We start from the raw sequence: 17,340 nt of genomic DNA, 5'->3' as shown, positions 1-17,340 counted from the left end.
AATATAATGAATACAATAAATAAAATCACTTCAATTTCATTGATGCTTTTCTTAGGACTAATGTCTTCTGCACAACTTGAAGCAGCCAAAATCAAAAAGAATAACCCCCAAGAGGCACAAGCCAAGGCAGAAAAGGAAGAGGCACGATTTCCTATAGGATGTAGGCCGGTAGGATATAAGGAAAGTTTAAAAGTATTATCTCTTTTTCCTGGGAAAGAGGGGGCTTTGCAGTCTTTGTATTTTTTCTTTAATAAATCACCACAAACGGTCAGCTTGTACCAAATGCGTGATGAAGACAGTCAGTACACAACTCGATATAATCATTCGATAGGTGGTCGTCAATGGGCGGCGTTAGCTACAGGAGAGCCATTAGTTAAATTTATTTGTACTGCGGGTGATGGCAAAACTTCTTATGGAAAAATTATAGATTGTGCAGATACGATTAAAGTATGTGAATACGTTAATGTTAAGTTTGGTTTGAATAATAAAGGTAACTATTGGATAGTCGATGGCACAACGAGAAATGGGGCAGTTAATGAAGTAGTGCATTATGGCATAATACCTGGGGTATAAATCTGAAAATATAATGATAAAAATTCAGGTTACAATTGCCATGCAAAGAGGGAGAATTTTCATGAAATCGCTAGTACCTTGGGTCTGTTTATTCGTTGCATCAGCCGGCCAAAATGCTTTTGCTGATGAGTTTAGTGCTTATCGATTAGGGAATTATAATAAAGCAATAGAGCCTTTGATGAGTCAATCGGGGAAAAATGCAGTCGCCGATTACTACTTAGGACGGATTTATCTTTATGGATATGGTCAATTTAAAAATAACTTGTTGGCAATACGCTATTTTACCCAATCTGCACAAAAAGGATATCTACCTGCAATTCAACTGATGGCAAAATATACTTTATTGCATGAGAAGGATCCGCAACAAGCTTTTATGTGGTTTCAAAAAGCGGCCGATGCAGGAGATGTAGATGCCCAGATGTTTACCGCAGCTGCTTATATGTATGGAGTTGGGGTAAAGAAAAATACAGACGCGGCAACTCGGTATTATATTAATGCGGCAAAAAGTGGTAACTCTCTTGCGCAATTTACTTTAGCCAAGAATTTTATCGATAGCCGTAATTCATCAAATCGTAAATTAGGTCTTATTTGGTTAAATAAAGCAGTTGCCAATGGTAACCTTCAAGCAATAACCAGGCTGGGGGAGCTTTATCTTGCAGGTCAGCTGGTCGATAAAGATGAAAAGAAAGGCGAGGAATTATTAAATCAAGCTGCAGCTCAAGGCTTTGCACCTGCAATGGTGGCATTAGGTGAATTAGCTTTAGAACAAAATCAAAAAGAACAAGCTTTGCAGTGGTTTAATAAAGCAGGTGGTCAATCAAGTGATGAGGCCTATTTGGACTTGGCTCACATTTATTTACAACAAAAAAGTCCAATTTATGATCCTAAAACTGCATTTATGTGGACTTTGAAAGCAGCTCAGAATGGATTGCCGCAAGCGAAACGTGAGTTAGCTGATATGTATCAAAAAGGAATAGGCGTTGATACCAATCAAGATTTGGCAAAACAATGGCAGAATCAGGCAATTCAAGATGAAAGTGCAAAAAATCAGGAAGCAGCTTTAGCGCAAGCAGCATTGTGGCTAAGTAATGGGACAACCGATAAGCTCGAGCAAACTGATTTTCAAATGAAAGGAATACTTAGTGCTTGGCATAATCCTGCTGTATTAGGAGATTTTGCTTATAACCAAGCCCCCCAGCTGAAAAAGATAATGCGTCAGTCTATTTTTCAGCCCCAATTTGAATTAGTTCAGCCTAATGATGTTCCAATCACCAGTTATTACGATGCTCTCTTGAGTAAAATCCCAAGTTTCCAGGCAAATCAATGGACATATCCTCTTTATCCTTTAGACCCACAGCTTTCTGCTTTGGAAAGGATAAATGCCCCAATTTATGCTCAGTTGAATTTACCTGCACCTTATATAGATGCTAATTATTATGATTATGATGATAATTCACAGGCCAGTATCATGGATTTGTGGACTCAAGGTTGGCAAGCACAACTTAACTACATGTCTATGTTTAATCATTTATATTTTAGAGCGATATTAGGTGATGCTCAATCGCAGTTTCAAATCGGACAAATGTTTCAATATGGCATCGGTATAGCACAAAGTGATTCTTCAGCCATCATTTTTTATCAAAATGCGGCACAACAGCAACATTTGGGTGCAGAATACAATTTAGGCATTTTATATTTACAGCATGCTAAGGATAAAAATGATTATCAGCTTGCATTAAATGATTTAACGGATGCAGCGTTTAAAGGAAATAAAAAATCTCAATACGTTTTGGCCAGAATTCTATCCCAGGGGATAACTGGTCCGGATGGTACAGTTTATATTCAACCCAATCCAGAACAAGCAACGTCTATGTTATATCTGGCTGCAGCCAACAATTATGGTCCTGCAGAATATGAGCTTGCAGATAGCTTGGCGCGTCAAAATGATAGCGGTTTAAGTGTCAATGTAAGGAAGCACAAAATAGCTATGATTCGTCAATTGTATCAAGGGGCCGCAGATAGAGGCATTTCTCAGGCACTACTGCCTCTCGCATTTTATAATGCTATGGATCAGGATATGGCAAAGCAGGCGCAAGCTTTTCTGATTGCTAAAGAGCAAGCGACTAGTGGAGATGAAAACGCTGCGTTATTGCTGGGATTGCTCTATGACCGGGGTATTGGTGTTAAAGCGGATCCAGGACAAGCCATCACCTGGTATCAGCAAGCAGGACAAAACTCGGTAAGCGATTTTATATTAGGAACATATTCTGCAGAAGGGAAGGGTATTGCCCAAGACAAGACAAAAGGAATGGAGCAATTGCAGAAATCCGTTGATGATAAATTCTCATATGCAGATTTTAATATGGCGGTGTTGCAAAAGCAAAATGGACAAGACTTTTTACCTAATTTAATACGGTCTTATAAATTAGGTAACAGTCATGCAGGAATTGTTTTGGCCGATTTCTATTTGGCAGAAAATTCTGATCCAGAGAAAATGCAAGAAGCCAAACAAATTTATACTGGTTTGGCCGAAAAAGGAGATCAGTATGCACAATTGAAATTGGCTTTCATGCTGGAAAAGGGTTTAGGTTCCGAACCTAATCTGGCAGAGGCACAACGTTGGTATACTGCATCTGCAGAACAAGGAAATCCTCTTGCTCAATATCTGTTAGGTCAGTTTTATCAATTAGGTGAGAATGGCGAACCTGATTACAATTTGGCTAAGCAGTGGTATGAGAAAGCAGCCTTTGTTCTACCTGAAGCTTCTGTTGCTTTAGGATTTATTGATGAAACAGTCAATGATAATTATGCCCAGGCATTTAAGGCTTATCAACAAGCTGCTGCGAAAGGAGATCCTTTAGGAATATATGATTTGGCATTAATGTACTTATATGGCAAAGGAACACCAGTCAATTATCAAAAAGCGAGGGATTTATTTGTTGAAGCATCAACCCATCAAGTTCATGAGGCAATGAATCAATTAGGTGCAATTTATTTTAATGGCCTCGGACAATCTCGTGACACACAACAAGCTTTATCCTGGTATAAAAAGGCCGCAGATTTAGGTGATGACAATGCACTTTATCAATTGGGATTATTATCAGAAACAGGAGTAATTACCAAACTTGATTTTAATGATGCAATTAACTATTACCAACAATCTGCTGCTAAAGGTAACGAGAAGGCGATGTTGGCTTTAGCAAGAATGTATCATTATGGTTTGGGCGTTGAGAGAAACCCCAAAATGGCTGCAAGTCTTTATGAAAAACTCGCCGTACGACAAAATGCTTATGCACAGTATCAATTAGGTACTTATTACTTGGAGGGAACTGCTGGTGAGCGATCTCTTTCTAAGGGTAAGGAATTACTACAGCAGGCAAGTGATAATGGCAGCATACAGGCACGTAAAATTTTACAGAGAATGGAAGCACAAAATCAAGCTCGTGTGAGTTTTATTGAACCTGTATTAATGAATAAAGCCTCTTTTACTCCGGAGCAAACAGCTGATTTTATGTATCTGCAAGCATTAAATGAGTGGAATCAGGGGGATGAAGTTTTATCGCGTATGATTTTACAACGTTTAGTGACGCAGTTTCCAAATTTTGTACCGGCAAAACGTGCCATTGAGCAGTTGAATCAGGCAAAATTGGCCAGTATTTATGGATAGTTAGTTAATTCCTTGATTCCCCGGGCGAGATAAACAACGCCCGGGAAGCATAATTTATCGTTTGTTCATCTTTTCTGCCTGTTTATCGTTCCATTGATTCCAAATTAAAATTTATTCCATTTATTTTGGGATAAAATATTGCATATTTTATAATATTTACTCAAAATAGTTTTTGATTTATCTAGTATTCCAATAGAAAGTCTAACAAAATGACAGGAGTGTCACGATGAAATATACGATAACTTTTTGCGTATTTGATCATACTGTAGGAGGGAATCCTTTTTGGCATGGTTCTTTTTTTTTATCGATGCTGGATGAAAGCAAACAATTGCTTGAAGTTGTTGAGACTTGGGGCTTTTATGGTGTTACCAGTACCGGAGATAAAAGCAGTTGGTTGGAGCAATTTAAAAACAAATATCATTTAGATGTTGATTTCCAAGGCAATCATGGGATGCTAATTAATGAGGAAGTGCGTTTCATGGATCTTGGGCACGGTTTACATGGATACACTTTTGAGCTAACTCAGCATGAATTTGAATTGTTACAAAAGAGATGCGCACATGCTGTTGCAGAGCAAGAGGCTGCAATTAAAGAAATAGTAGGTGATGGTCAAAATTTTAAAGCAGATCCATCAAAAAAGGGAAGAATTTATCAAGAAGAAGCCTACTCCAGACAAATTTTTGAAATTGAACAAATAAAAGCCAAAATTGAAGGACGTCCTTCCAGGCTTAAGCCTTTTGATTTTCATTTATCATTTGATTTATCGGGACCTAGTCTGAAGAATTCCAATACCTGTAAAACTATGGCGGTTTCCCTTTTGGAAGGAATCTTAACCGACGAGCAACTTGCCCCATTTAAAAATTCCTCTTTGCCACGATTGATTCCAGGTTTAGAACCTATACTTTTGCATAGTGAGGGCCCTTTACACACACATAAAAAATCATCAGGTAAAGAAGTTTTTTATCGAGATATGAAACAGGATAAGGAAGTTAAATTATATTGGAGCGTACCCCCACAACGTTTTGATGAATTATCAGTGGATACCGAGAAGCTATTTAAAATCGATGAAGAGTATTGTGATGAAGTGAAATATATCGTCAGTCAGTTGCAGCGTTTGGAGTGGTTAATAAGAAATGCATCTTTACCTGAAAAATACAAAGAATATCAAAGGGATTTAATTCAGCGTATTGTTTCCTGTTATAAAGCATTTGCCATGATTGAGCCCAAAAATGATACTAAAATATCAGGTTGGCAAGGCTCAATTCTTGGTTTTTTTTCTGTTCCGAGAAGTAATGAAGAGAAAAAACTACAAGGTAAAATTCATCAGGCAAAAATGCTTTTAAACACTCTTTATATGGCCGTAGTAGATGGATGGTCGATTTATGATGAGTATCCTTCTGAGACCTCTACAACTGTAGATGGCGAAGACTATAACGTACTGGAAGCTTTAGTTTCTTACTTATCAACAGAAGATAAAAAGAGTCTATGTAAGATAGTAGGAAGGCCGTATTTGGAAGACGAAGTAACACAGGTAACTTTGCCGGTATAAGTACCCGTTTAGTATTTTGATCATAGCCTGGGTGAAGGCGAGTGCTGTAGCCAAGGGAGAGTATTAGTGCCGCATCCACCAGAAAAAATTTTGAACATAGCTCAATTTTTCCGAATGTAGCGAGGGAATCTCCAGTCAGGTAGTATTATAATAATGTTAATAGATAAGGTAGTCGTGAACTATTAAACGCTTTCAGCAGATAAAAAATCGAACCGGCAATTCCGGTTCGATTTTTTCGAATTGAACGATTAAGCAGCCATTGCCTTAACACGAGCTACTAGACGACTTTTAATACGAGCAGCTTTATTTTTATGAATTAAACCTTTACAAGCCGCTTTATCAATAATTGGTTGCGCTTTGGTGAAGGCAGCTTGAGCGGCTTCTTTATCACCTGATTCAACAGCTTTAATTACATTTTTGATGTAGGTGCGGAACATAGAACGTGCACTGGCATTGTGTTGACGTAGTTTTACGTTTTGGCGAGCACGCTTGATCGCTGATTTAATATTTGCCACTTAAAAATCTCCACTCATTCAGATGGTACAAAAAGATGATGATCATGCACAATGAGTTAGAATTTGTCAATAGACTTCTTTGTTTCTAAAGCATAAATTGATTCACTCTACGACGGTATGTGTCATTTATGCTCAAAATCAATTGAGTAATATGAAATCCTAATTATTCGTTCAATTTCAGTATAAAGACTATGACATCATATTTATAATTATGACAGTTGATACATTTAGGTATAATATAAGGTATTTTGCGCCTTGTATAAAAATTATGTCAGCAACAGATACAGAGATTATGGTACCTAAACGACAGAGCTTATTGCGTTCAACGACATTGGTTTCAGTAATGACCTTTATTTCACGTATTGTAGGTTTTGTGCGCGATATGGTGCTCGCCAATTTTTTTGGTGCTCAAGCAGGCATGGATGCTTTTTTTGTAGCATTCCGCATTCCTAATTTTATGCGTCGTCTTTTTGCAGAAGGAGCATTTGCTCAAGCGTTTGTTCCTGTGCTTGCTGAGTATCAAAAAACTCGTTCTCCAAGCGATGTACGTGTTTTTATCGCACGTATTTCCGGATATCTAGGTACTATTCTTAGTGTTGTCACTTTAATTGGGATATTTGCTGCACCAGTGATCATCTTTTTATTTGCCCCTGGTTTTAGTCATGACAGTGACCGTGCTGTATTGGCTACAGAAATGTTGCGTATTACTTTTCCATTTTTAATGCTCGTTTCACTAACAGCTATGGCTGGAGCGGTATTAAATACCTACGGTTATTTTGCAATCCCTGCCTTTACACCGGTATTATTGAATATCAGTATGATTCTTGTGGCGATCTATTTATGTCCTCATTTACCAAAACCTGTAGTCGGTTTGGCTTGGGGCGTGCTCATTGCAGGCATTGCGCAATTACTGTTTCAAATTCCTTTTTTGCATCAACGCAGTTTATTAGTAAAACCCCAGTTAGTCAGAAATGATGCTGGAGTGAATAAAGTGCTTAAGTTAATGATTCCAGCTTTATTTGGTGTTTCTATTGCCCAACTTAATTTAATGGTTGACAGTATTTTTGCTTCCTTTTTAAAAGTTGGAAGTGTGTCTTGGTTATACTACACCGACCGCCTTACTGATTTTCCATTAGGAGTTTTTGGTGTGGCGATTGCAACAGTGATTCTTCCTCATTTATCTCGAAGGCATGCGGAGCAGAGTATAAGCCAATATTCAAGTGCCTTAGATTGGGGATTACGCTCTATTTTACTTATAGGAATTCCAGCAGGTTTAGGATTATGTTTATTTGCTATGCCGTTGATTGCGAGTTGCTTTGCCTATGGTAAATTCACCGCTTATGATGTGATTCAGACTCAAAAAAGCTTAATCACACTTGGGGCCGGGGTGCCTGCTTTTATGATGGTCAAAGTATTAGCCTCTGGTTTTTATGCACGACAAGACATTAGCACTCCAGTTAAGGTGGGTGCGATTTCTATGATAGTTAATACTTTATTGTGTTCTATATTTATTTGGCATTTCGCTCACGCGGGTCTAACTTTAGCTTCCGCATTGGCAGGTTATGTTAATTGCGGTACTTTATTATTTTTATTAATTAAACGTGGGGTATTCAAACCTTCTCCTGGATGGTTAAAATACAGTATGCAATTACTCCTTGCTAATGCAGCAATTAGTATTTATTTAATTTTAATGAGTGGTACAGTAAGTTACTGGCTTGGTTTTTCCCCCGTGATGCGTCTAACCTTACTATCCGTCCATGTAACAGCTGCAGTAATCATTTATTTGTTAGTTCTGGGATTAACCGGGCTTAGACCTGCCCATTTCCGAGGTCAAGTGAAGGAATAAAAACATGCAAGCAAAGTTATTTTATGAGACTCAAGGTGAAAGGGCTATTCCTCTTTATTTGATTTCTCAAGGTCAATGGGAAGAGGAGGTAAGCATGCTTACTCCTGCGGTACAAAATTGTCTGTCCTTGCATCAATTTAAAGGGAAAATAGGTGATTCTTGTTTCATTCAGAATGCAGATGGTTTGATCGATAAAGCATATATTGGTACAGGTGATGGGAATCAAGTTCAGGCTTTAGCCAATGCAGCATTAATACTTCCTCCTAATATTTATCAAGTACAAGGAATATGTTCCCAAGAAGGAGCAATCAGTTGGGCTTTGGCGCAATATCGTTTTGAGGCATATAAAAAACAAGAAGTGCAACCACGGCTTTTAGTAGTTCATCCAGATAATTTAAATTCCATTTTGGCATTAACTCAAGCTCACTTTTTAGTGAGGGATTTGATAAACAAACCAACAAGTGATTTAGGTCCAAAAGAATTAGCTGAGGTAGTAGAACAATTAGCTGAAACACATAATGCGCAATTCAGACAATGGATTGGTGATGAATTGTTAAACGATAATTTTCCAGCAATTCATGCAGTTGGGCGTGCTTCTAAATCATCTCCCCGCTTGTTGTCATTAACTTGGGGAGATGAGAAAAATCCTCATATTACTCTGGTAGGAAAAGGGGTTTGTTTTGATAGCGGAGGCCTAGATATTAAATCGGCTTCTGGTATGCGGTTAATGAAAAAAGATATGGGTGGTGCTGCCCATGTAATAGGTCTTGCGCAATGGATTATGACGCGTAATTTACCGGTACGCTTACAAATGCTTATTCCTGCTGTAGAAAATTCTATAGGTCCTGATGCATTTAGACCTGGTGATGTTTTAACCATGCGTAACGGCTTAACTGTGGAAGTGCATAATACGGATGCGGAAGGACGGTTGGTTTTGGCTGATGCTTTAGTAAAAGCATGCGAAGAACACCCCGATTTACTGATTGACTTTGCAACTCTAACAGGAGCTGCACGTGTTTCAGTTGGTACTGAAATTGCCGCACTGTTTACCAATAATGATCACTTGGCTGCAGAACTAACAGCGGCCTCTTATAAAGTGGTTGATCCCATCTGGCGATTGCCTTTATTTCCAGCGTACGAAGATTTGCTTCGCTCAAATATTGCTGATTTAGCTAACTCTAGCGATCATCCTTATGCAGGAGCAATTGTGGCAGGATTATTTCTGCAGCGCTTCGTAGCAAAATCCATACCTTGGATGCATTTTGATATTATGGCGTGGAACTTGGGTAATAGGCCTGGAAAGCCTGAAGGTGGAGAAGCAATGGGGTTACACACGGTTGCAGAATATTTGCTAAAGGTTTATGGATAACAAGAAAAAGTTGAGTTCAAAAGGAGATTCTGATGTTAATAACGTTTCATACTGATGCCTATGAAGATATAACCTATTTTGCAGATGTAGCTAAGCGTCTGCTTTCTTTAATGGGACATAGCGGCACTACTCCTGGTGCAATCAAATCAGAAAATCTTCCTGAAGCTTTGGAACGATTGCAGGCTGGCCTTAACAAAGAAAAAAAGGTGGTTGAAGAGGATGATGAAAACGAATCAGAAATCAGTTTGTCAAAGCGTGCTGTTCCTTTAATTAGTTTACTGCAAGCCGCAATAAAAAAAGATAAAGATATTCTCTGGGATTAATGTCCTGCTTTATCGTAATCGTTCACAACTAGTGTCATCCTGAGGAGCTTACGATGAAGGATTTACTACTTTGAGCATTATATTTTATTATGTTCATATCATCCGATGGAGAGCTCCCACTGCGCTGAGGATGACGTGTACTGGTGGGTATTCAGGATGACGAAACATTCGAATCAAAGAACCAGCACACTACTTCAATTCAATCTGATGCGTATGTAATTCGCAACCTTTGGCTCTATAGTCTCTGTAGTGTGCACGGCTTAATTCTTTCTCAGCTTCTACATTCACTACAATTTCGATAACACGCTTAAATTTAGGATAAAAATCTGGAATATAATTCGCAAGATTCAAGAGGATGTCGTTAAATCCTCTAGGTTCCCGTTCATAACCTATTTGTATCGGGGGAGGGGGTTCGGGGCCTTCACCTTGCAGGTTATGCGGAATAAAGCTTTCTTCTTTGAACGTCCATAGCAGCTCATCCAGAAATTCGGCATCTTGTTTGTTGTTGCATAAGACATAAACCTTATGTCCTTTAGCATAAGCTTTTTCCAAAAGACGACAAGCCACCGACCAGCGTGCATCAGTCTGGTCACTAGCTAATAGATAAAAATCAACGCGAATTGAGGGCATGGCGTATTATTTGAGTTAATAAGGGAACTGGTCTGCCAGTGGCATTACGATTTTTGCCGAAGATCCAGGCTGTGCCAGCAATGTCTAAATGTGCCCAACGATACTTTTCTGTAAAGCGAGACAAAAAGCAAGCTGCAGTGACACTGCTTGCAGTACGATCAAAACCCGCATTGATCATATCGGCTAAAGGACTATCAAGGGCATCTTGATAGTCATCATCTAAAGGCATGCGCCAGACTCTATCATTACTTTCCTTAGCCGCATCTTCAATCAATTGTGCTAATTCTTCATCTTGAGTCATAAAACCCGATGCAACAGTTCCCAGCGCAACAATAATTCCACCAGTAAGTGTTGCAACATCGATGACAAATTTCGGTTGATATCGCTCTGCATATGTCAGTGCATCGGCTAAAACCAAACGACCTTCGGCATCAGTATTAATGATTTCCACGGTTTGCCCGGACATACTTGTAACAATATCACCTGATTTGACGGAGGTGCCACTCACCATATTTTCAGCACTGGCAATTAAACCGATAACATGAACAGGAAGTTTTAACAAAGCACAAGCTTTTAAAGTACCTAATACACTGGCAGCACCAGACATATCATATTTCATTTCATCCATTGCATTGGCTGGTTTGATGGATAATCCGCCAGAATCAAAAGTAATTCCCTTGCCTACCAGAATGATTGGAGGAGCATCATCAGCTCCTTTGTAATGTATGTCAATAAGTCTTGGTGGTTGGGCTGACCCTTGTGCCACTGCTAATAAAGTTCCCATGCCCATTTGGTGCATTTCTTCCGGTCCCATCACTTTGCAGCTCATATTTTGGGCAAATTCTTTAGCTAATTGCATTGCTTGATCCCCTAAATAAGTAGGGGTACAGATATTAGCGGGCATATTGGCCAGATGACGAGTCAACTCAACACCTGCTGCAATTGATTGACCTAATTTTAATCCCTCTTCACTAGCATTCGGCAAATAAAAAGTTATAGACTCTAATTGATGAGGCTTCGCTTTTTTCTTTTTAAAATCGAGTAATTGATAGCGTTGATTATCGATTTGAACAATCATTTGTTCCAATTGCCAATCTGCTGAATAGTGCGTTATTTGAGGCAAACATAGGGTTGCAGAGCGAATTCGGTGTTTGATTAAAGCCCCTGTAATCTCTGTTATTCTTTTTTTTAGCTGAGATGGTGTGAATTTGGTTTGTTCACCACATTGAATGATTAATAAGCTACCATCCAGATCATGATGCCACTGCATATCACCAGCCTCGGAGGTTTTTTTAATAAGTCTACTAACTAAATTATGATGCTCCTTACTCAGAGCAAAATCAGCTAGTTCAGCATCAGAAAACACCCCAATAACAAGACATTCACTACTTGATAAGTTAGGTTTTTGCGTTAATCCGTAATTCATTTTAATAATCCCTAATGCCTGGCTTAGCCTGGGTGAAGCGCAGTATAACCCGGGAATTGTATTAATTAAACCTGGGCCGCGCTTCACCCAGACTACATTTGACTTGTAGTTTACCCAAACTTAGTTTGATTTTAAACAGGCAATTTACAGTCTGTTAATGGTTGTGTTGGTACAACAATTTGGACATTGATTCCTTTAATCGTTGGGCTATTTATTGCTTTTTCTAAATATTCAATCAATGGAACATCAACTACTTTACCATATTCTGATGAAGCTTGCCGAAAAAACAATTGACCTTTATTTCGAATTGCAAAGCCTAAATGAGAAATATTTAATGCAGTGCCAATTTTTGGGCTTAGCTCCCAATTGGGTCTTACGATTTCGATGATTGCACCATTAGGAATTTGTGCGAATAAATACATATTAGGTTTATTTTTTTCAGAAAATAGTGCAGTGAAGGGGATGTATGGAACTTCTTCTGAAAGAGTTTCCAATTGGGCCCCTTTCTTTTTTAATTCCATTAATCGTTCTTCTTCTTTTACCTTATCAGTGTTTACTAATCTGATTGTTTGAACAGTTTTATAGGCATACCAATTGGGTTTATTAATGATCGCATCAGCAATTTTTGCAACAGGTTGATTATTCTGATCTTTTATAGTTAGTGTAATGTCTTTAAGAATTCCATTTCGCTGATTATTTTGATTCCAATCCAGACCTGTAAAATGATTTCGTTGTAGATAAGAGACAGTTCCGTTTTTATAACGTATGCTTTTTATGCATCGTTGAAACGATGCAAGCGAATTTGCAACGGCCAATGATACAACGGTGTTGACGTAGGTATCACAGTCGAACGCATCTACACGATATTGAGGGTATTGATCGTATCGAGCCTTTGGTCCTTCACCTAAGGAACCAAGAATATATTGTACTCCTAAAAATTGACTGCTGACCCAATCTATTCTATCTGGCATGGAACTATTCGGCATGTTGCTTAGTCTATGGTATAGTTCTTCTATTGAGGAGTTAGCTTGTTTTTCGGCACTATCTGAGTCAAAAGCATGGCTTTGAAAAGAAATGAGAATGCAGGCTGCAAAGGCTAGATGTTTTAAGGGAGTGAGTGTGTACTTCATTAGTTTTTTCTATCTAAAGCCAAATAATGACTGCATTTTAACCCGTTCCAAAGTATGGAGGCAAGGATGCTGAATATAATTTGGTTAGGAATGATACTAATTTCAGTCGTCGTTGGCGTAATTGAGGGGCGTATTGATGAGGTGGCACGTGCTGTCACAGAATCGGCAAAACTAGGCTTTGAAATCGCTCTTGGTTTGGCAGGAATTATGTCATTATGGCTAGGAATAATGTCTATAGCTAACGAATCAGGTTTGGTTGCCTTACTAGGAAAAATACTCAGGCCAATTTTAAGACGACTATTTCCGGATATTCCTACGGAGCATCCTGCAATGGGAGCAATGACTATGAATATTGCTGCTAATATGCTAGGTCTTGCCAATGCAGCTACTCCATTTGGACTGCAAGCAATGAAAGAGCTGCAAACACTGAATCAACACGCACAAATTGCAACAAATTCCATGTGTACTTTCTTGGCAATTAATACTTCAAGCGTGCAATTAATCCCTGCTACCGCAATTGCCTATTTGGCGACCAATGGCAGTACGAATCCTAGCAGCGTTATAGTCAGCTCATTGATCGCAACGACCATTTCTACATTGGTCGCCATTATTTCTGTAAAACAATTAGCCAAATTACCAATGTTTCGTGTTGAAGGGAAAAACAGTCTATGAGTGGGTTTGCCAATCAATTATCCAATTGGATGCTTTTAGTTTTTATTGTAGGTATTCCTTTATATGCTGCGGCAGTAAAAAAAATTAATGTTTTTGATGCATTTATTGTCGGTGCGAAACAAGGTTTTGATACTATTTTAAGCGTTGTTCCCTATTTAATCGCTATGATAGTTGCTATAGGCATGCTGCGTGCCTCAGGTTTTTTTAGTTTAATGGCAAATCTTCTTTCACCGCTTTTAGCTATGATAGGTATGCCTCCAGAAGTATTACCGTTGGCTTTGATTCGACCTTTTTCTGGAAGTGCTTCAACGGGAATGATGGCGGAATTGATTCATCAATATGGCGGGGATTCACTCATAGGCAAAATTGCAGCAACTATGATGGGAAGTACAGAAACGACATTTTATGTCATTGCTGTATATTTCGGTTCTATAGGAATTCGGCGCACGCGGCACGCTATACCCGCGGGTTTATTGGCTGATCTTGCTGGAATTATTGCATCAGTACTTGTTTGTCGCTATTTATTCGGATGATAATAACTGAGAGCTATTGTAGCTTTGCCAGAAATTCATAGGGTAGCGAAATATACGGCGCCCTCGAAAATTTGGCACATGCATGAATTATACAGTTCTGCTTTAGATTATCCTATTTTTGTTTTCTTCTTGCCTTTGCCAGCATAATTTGCTTTTTCCATTGATTTCAAGTGAGCAAACACATTACGCACTTTCGCTTTAAATTGAGCCATTTCTCGCGCAGGAACAGGAGATGCTGTAGGCAAATAAGTTGTAGTTGGATTTCTTGGTTGATTATGAACATGCAGTTCATAATGACAATGAGGGCCTGTCGCAAGACCTGTTTGGCCAACATAGCCAATAACTTGGCCTCGTCTTATTCTGCTTCCTTTGGATAGACCTTTTGCAAATCGAAGCATGTGTCCATAAAGCGTACTGTAGGTTTTATCGTGTTTGACTTCAATCATATTACCGTACCCATTGTGTCTGCCAATACTAACAATAGTCCCATCACCGACAGATTGAATCGGAGTACCAATCGGTGCTGCAAGATCGATACCTTTATGGGCTCTTTTATAGTGTAATATTGGATGATATCTTGAAGTAGTAAAGGTCGAACTGATATGACTAAATTTAATGGGATAGCGTGAAAATGCTTTTTTAAAGCTTTCTCCCTTAGGGGTATAATAGTCACGAGTGCCATTTCTACTGATATGGCGTACGGCCTGAGCGGTTTTACCTTGATTGGTGTAGCTTACGGCAACAACATCACCAATGCCCACCATTTTGTTTTCCACATAGAACGTATCATAAGCAATAGAGAATCGATCTCCACTACGAACAGAACGCGAAAAATCAATTTCTTTACGCAAGATAGTAGTCATTTGTTGAATTAATTTCCTCGGGATCCCTAATTGTTGGGCTGTTGCGAATAAGGAACCTTTGACTACACCCGTTACATAACGCTCTTGGGTTTTTACTTTTTTGGAATCAATTTTCGTTTTATAAACTGCCCCATCCCTATAAACTGTAAGTGTCTGTATGTTGTTCATCGGGATAATTAATTTTTCTAATTTATTCTTATTAATTAAAAATTTCAGTTCTTGACTTGGTTTTATTGCAGTAAGCGCTTTAGCATAAGGATTTTTTTGCATCACCAAATGTAGATTTTGGGCAGTTAATCCAAGTCGCTTAAATATAGTGGCCATAGAGTCACCAGATCTAGGTCTAATAGTTTGCCATTCATTGTCCTTGGCAATTTTTTTAACTGGTTGAACCGCTTTAACAGCGTTTTGTGCAACAGTTTTAGCTGTTTCTTCTGTCAGATCGGGTTTAGACTCTTCAACAATTTGCTCTTCTTCATTTTGAAATGCATTTTCTTGATAAGCTTCATCTTGATACTCTTCTGATTCATCTTCATCAAGATCAGGTAAGGCAATGGATTGAGTTGTAGGTCCCTGATGTGAGTTATGTGAAAACTTTTTTACAAGGAAATAGGGGAGTGAAAAGGCAATAATCAAGGCAAAACCCATTAATACCTTAGATGGATTAGATTTTTTATTTTTATTCGTTTTTCTTTTTTCGATATATATATAAGGTTTTTTATCCATTGTTTGCCTATACATTGCCATCCGGAATCATGCTATTGTCTGCATTTTATTAAATTTCGGGTGACAAATTATCTTAAATCACCTTTTAGGTATGGCAGGAAATTGCCAACCGGGCTAAGATACTCGGTGTGAGAAGATAGGTCAATCATTTATAAAGGTTTTGATGTCATGATAGTTGAAGATTCAGTTTGTTCCGAGCTAATAAGAGGCTGTGAGGAGGTACTTCCCCAGCATGAATTGGAAAAAAAATTACAAAAAGGAACTACCTTAAAAATAAAAGCAGGTTTTGATCCAACTGCACCTGATTTGCATTTGGGACATACTGTATTACTTAATAAGTTACGACAATTTCAACAACATGGTCATGAAGTCATTTTTTTAATTGGTGATTTTACGGCGATGATTGGCGATCCAACTGGGAAGAATGTCACACGTTTGCCACTTAGTCCAGAAACAGTTCTTAATAATGCCAAGACCTATCAAGAGCAAGTTTTTAAAATTTTAGACCCTCTTAAAACAAGAGTAGCATTTAACTCGCAGTGGCTTGCAAAATTCAATGCAACAGATTTAATTCGTCTAGCTGCAACCCACACAGTTGCACGTATGTTAGAGCGTGATGATTTTAACAAACGATATACTACAGGTCAGCCAATCGCAATTCATGAGTTTTTATATCCTCTACTTCAGGGTTATGATTCTGTGGCACTCAAAGCAGATATTGAACTGGGTGGTTCGGATCAAAAATTTAATTTATTAATGGGGCGCGAATTACAAAAGCATTATGGTCTTGAACCACAAGTTGTGATGATGACTCCATTGATTGAAGGCTTAGATGGTGTGAAGAAAATGTCTAAGTCACTAGATAATTATATTGGTATTAGTGAGCCAGCATCCGATATGTTTGGTAAAATTATGTCAATATCTGATGAATTAATGTGGCGATATATAGATTTACTGAGTTTTAAAACAGGAAAGGAAATTCAGGCTTTAAAGAAATCAGTAATAGACGGTGCGAATCCTAGAGACATAAAAATTGATTTTGCTAAAGAAATCGTGGCGCGCTTCCATGATCAAACACAAGCAGAACATGCACATAAAGAATTTATAGAACGATTTCAAAAAGGGATTATTCCTGAAGATTTAGAGGAACAAACAATAACCTCGAATGAATCGCTTTCTTTAGCTCAAATATTAAAGCAAATGAATCTAACTCAAAGTACTTCAGAAGCGATTCGTTTGGTAAAACAGGGTGCAGTTAAAATAGATGGAGAAAAAGCTGAGGATGCATCACTTGTATTATCTACAAATAAGACCTATATAATACAAGTTGGCAAACGTAGAATTGCCAAGCTGCATTTACAATAAACAGAGTGTCATCATTTTTTTTAAAAAAATGAAAAAAGTGTTTGACACTGTTGGCGAAATCAGTAGAATACGCAGCACGCCTTCGGGGCAAGTTCATTAAGAAGATAGAAGACAAACTGTGTGGGCACTTTGAAGAACCTTTGAGTGCTAAGA

14 protein-coding genes are annotated in these 17,340 nt (G+C 38.3%); 9 read left to right on the top strand and 5 right to left on the bottom strand.

Annotated elements, in window-relative coordinates:
• Positions 1-6 precede the first annotated feature (6 nt).
• From ELY20_RS13315 to ELY20_RS13305, 3 genes are all read left to right on the top strand, one after another.
• Entirely contained in the window at positions 7-573 is a 567-nt protein-coding gene (locus ELY20_RS13315) for an endopeptidase IV (protein WP_110143722.1), read from the top strand.
• A 61-nt stretch (positions 574-634) separates the two neighbouring features.
• On the top strand, positions 635-4,240 hold the full coding sequence (locus ELY20_RS13310) for an SEL1-like repeat protein (RefSeq protein WP_110143721.1): 3,606 nt from the start codon (positions 635-637) through the stop codon (positions 4,238-4,240).
• Between the two features lie 226 nt (positions 4,241-4,466).
• On the top strand, positions 4,467-5,789 hold the full coding sequence (locus ELY20_RS13305) for a hypothetical protein (protein ID WP_110143720.1): 1,323 nt from the start codon (positions 4,467-4,469) through the stop codon (positions 5,787-5,789).
• Positions 5,790-6,037: 248 nt separating this feature from the next.
• Here the strand turns inward: ELY20_RS13305 and rpsT are convergent, their stop codons facing one another.
• Positions 6,038-6,304 (bottom strand): 30S ribosomal protein S20, encoded by a 267-nt coding sequence (gene rpsT / locus ELY20_RS13300; RefSeq protein ID WP_110143719.1) that lies wholly within the window; start codon positions 6,302-6,304, stop codon positions 6,038-6,040.
• A 268-nt stretch (positions 6,305-6,572) separates the two neighbouring features.
• Between rpsT and murJ the strand changes: the two genes are divergently transcribed.
• From murJ to ELY20_RS13285, 3 genes are read left to right on the top strand one after another with little or no spacing between them, the layout of a single operon-like run.
• The gene (gene murJ / locus ELY20_RS13295) at positions 6,573-8,150 is read left to right on the top strand and encodes a murein biosynthesis integral membrane protein MurJ (protein ID WP_110143718.1); all 1,578 of its coding nucleotides are present in this window, start codon (positions 6,573-6,575) and stop codon (positions 8,148-8,150) included.
• A gap of 4 nt (positions 8,151-8,154) precedes the next feature.
• Positions 8,155-9,519, top strand: coding sequence for a leucyl aminopeptidase family protein (locus ELY20_RS13290; RefSeq protein WP_110144017.1), 1,365 nt, complete (start codon positions 8,155-8,157; stop codon positions 9,517-9,519).
• A gap of 32 nt (positions 9,520-9,551) precedes the next feature.
• Positions 9,552-9,842 (top strand): DUF1840 domain-containing protein, encoded by a 291-nt coding sequence (locus tag ELY20_RS13285; protein WP_110143717.1) that lies wholly within the window; start codon positions 9,552-9,554, stop codon positions 9,840-9,842.
• Between the two features lie 189 nt (positions 9,843-10,031).
• Here the strand turns inward: ELY20_RS13285 and ELY20_RS13280 are convergent, their stop codons facing one another.
• The 3 genes from ELY20_RS13280 to ELY20_RS13270 all read right to left on the bottom strand — a co-directional run bounded on the left by ELY20_RS13280 (position 10,032) and on the right by ELY20_RS13270 (position 13,028).
• Positions 10,032-10,472 (bottom strand): DNA polymerase III subunit chi, encoded by a 441-nt coding sequence (locus tag ELY20_RS13280; protein WP_110143716.1) that lies wholly within the window; start codon positions 10,470-10,472, stop codon positions 10,032-10,034.
• Positions 10,453-11,898: a leucyl aminopeptidase gene (locus tag ELY20_RS13275; RefSeq protein ID WP_110143715.1), complete on the bottom strand. Its 1,446-nt coding sequence runs from the start codon at positions 11,896-11,898 to the stop codon at positions 10,453-10,455. Before ELY20_RS13275 ends, ELY20_RS13280 begins: the two co-directional genes overlap by 20 nt.
• Before the next feature lie 131 nt (positions 11,899-12,029).
• Entirely contained in the window at positions 12,030-13,028 is a 999-nt protein-coding gene (locus ELY20_RS13270) for an N-acetylmuramoyl-L-alanine amidase-like domain-containing protein (RefSeq protein WP_110143714.1), read from the bottom strand.
• Positions 13,029-13,094: 66 nt separating this feature from the next.
• On the opposite strand from ELY20_RS13270, the gene ELY20_RS13265 reads away from it, so the two are divergent.
• Together ELY20_RS13265 and ELY20_RS13260 are read left to right on the top strand one after the other, a co-directional pair.
• A complete protein-coding gene (locus ELY20_RS13265) occupies positions 13,095-13,700 on the top strand; it encodes a nucleoside recognition domain-containing protein (RefSeq protein ID WP_165831638.1) in 606 nt (201 codons plus the stop codon).
• A complete protein-coding gene (locus tag ELY20_RS13260; RefSeq protein ID WP_110143712.1) occupies positions 13,697-14,233 on the top strand; it encodes a spore maturation protein in 537 nt (178 codons plus the stop codon). Before ELY20_RS13265 ends, ELY20_RS13260 begins: the two co-directional genes overlap by 4 nt.
• A gap of 107 nt (positions 14,234-14,340) precedes the next feature.
• Here the strand turns inward: ELY20_RS13260 and ELY20_RS13255 are convergent, their stop codons facing one another.
• Complete coding sequence (locus ELY20_RS13255; protein WP_110143711.1) at positions 14,341-15,822, bottom strand: M23 family metallopeptidase; 1,482 nt, start codon at positions 15,820-15,822, stop codon at positions 14,341-14,343.
• Positions 15,823-15,990: 168 nt separating this feature from the next.
• On the opposite strand from ELY20_RS13255, the gene tyrS reads away from it, so the two are divergent.
• Positions 15,991-17,187, top strand: a complete 1,197-nt coding sequence (gene tyrS, locus ELY20_RS13250) for a tyrosine--tRNA ligase (RefSeq protein ID WP_110143710.1) — start codon at positions 15,991-15,993, stop codon at positions 17,185-17,187.
• Positions 17,188-17,340 lie beyond the last annotated feature (153 nt).

The organism is Legionella qingyii, from assembly GCF_003990155.1.
GTDB lineage: Bacteria > Pseudomonadota > Gammaproteobacteria > Legionellales > Legionellaceae > Legionella > Legionella qingyii.
The sequence above is the reverse complement of the archived record's forward strand: the minus strand, read 5'-3'. Positions and strand labels throughout refer to the sequence as shown.

Coding starts and splice junctions, on each gene's coding strand:
- ELY20_RS13315 (WP_110143722.1), top strand. CDS start 7: ATGAATACAATAAATAAAATCACTTCAATTTCATTGATGCTTTTCTTA.
- ELY20_RS13285 (WP_110143717.1), top strand. CDS start 9,552: ATGTTAATAACGTTTCATACTGATGCCTATGAAGATATAACCTATTTT.
- ELY20_RS13310 (WP_110143721.1), top strand. CDS start 635: ATGAAATCGCTAGTACCTTGGGTCTGTTTATTCGTTGCATCAGCCGGC.
- ELY20_RS13280 (WP_110143716.1), bottom strand. CDS start 10,472: ATGCCCTCAATTCGCGTTGATTTTTATCTATTAGCTAGTGACCAGACT.
- ELY20_RS13260 (WP_110143712.1), top strand. CDS start 13,697: ATGAGTGGGTTTGCCAATCAATTATCCAATTGGATGCTTTTAGTTTTT.
- murJ (WP_110143718.1), top strand. CDS start 6,573: ATGTCAGCAACAGATACAGAGATTATGGTACCTAAACGACAGAGCTTA.
- tyrS (WP_110143710.1), top strand. CDS start 15,991: ATGATAGTTGAAGATTCAGTTTGTTCCGAGCTAATAAGAGGCTGTGAG.
- ELY20_RS13270 (WP_110143714.1), bottom strand. CDS start 13,028: ATGAAGTACACACTCACTCCCTTAAAACATCTAGCCTTTGCAGCCTGC.
- ELY20_RS13290 (WP_110144017.1), top strand. CDS start 8,155: ATGCAAGCAAAGTTATTTTATGAGACTCAAGGTGAAAGGGCTATTCCT.
- ELY20_RS13275 (WP_110143715.1), bottom strand. CDS start 11,898: ATGAATTACGGATTAACGCAAAAACCTAACTTATCAAGTAGTGAATGT.
- ELY20_RS13265 (WP_165831638.1), top strand. CDS start 13,095: ATGCTGAATATAATTTGGTTAGGAATGATACTAATTTCAGTCGTCGTT.
- ELY20_RS13255 (WP_110143711.1), bottom strand. CDS start 15,822: ATGGATAAAAAACCTTATATATATATCGAAAAAAGAAAAACGAATAAA.
- ELY20_RS13305 (WP_110143720.1), top strand. CDS start 4,467: ATGAAATATACGATAACTTTTTGCGTATTTGATCATACTGTAGGAGGG.